We start from the raw sequence: 481 nt of genomic DNA, 5'->3' as shown, positions 1-481 counted from the left end.
ATGTGTTGTATCAGTATCGCCGAAACCAGCGGCCTGATTTATGGTTTAGGGCAGTTTGTCCTGCGTCGCGCCTGTCAGGATCTGGAGCCTTTGGTGATTTGAAGCTGTCGGTAAATATCTCTCCGGCGCAGTTTCGCGATCCCGAATTTGAGGACAAAGTGGCGCGAATCATTGGAAATGACGCGTTTTCCGGCCACGCGTCTGCAGCTGGAAGTGACGGAAACCTACGTGCTGGAAAACCCGGAGCGCGCCAGGGCGGCGATTTCGAATCTTAAAGCGGCTGGGCATCGCCGTTCGCGCTGGATGATTTCGGCACGGGCTACTCCAGCATCGGTTATTTGCGCCGTTTAATTTTGACACCATCAAGATCGACAAATCACTGGCCGGCTGGTGGATAACGACGAACGCGGCGGCGGCGCGTGTGGCGGCACCGTGCGGATTGCCAGTGCACTGGGGATGGCGGTGGTGGCCGAAGGCGTGG

General features: G+C 57.6%; 1 pseudogene. It reads left to right on the top strand.

Features of this window, described 5'->3' with window-relative positions:
- Nucleotides 1-481, top strand: a pseudogene (locus ETG88_RS22225) (EAL domain-containing protein); the annotation flags it as partial.

It is taken from the genome of Lelliottia nimipressuralis, assembly GCF_004115925.1.
Lineage (GTDB): Bacteria > Pseudomonadota > Gammaproteobacteria > Enterobacterales > Enterobacteriaceae > Enterobacter > Enterobacter nimipressuralis.
Note: the sequence above shows the minus strand (reverse complement) of the source record. Positions and strands in the feature narration are given on the sequence as shown.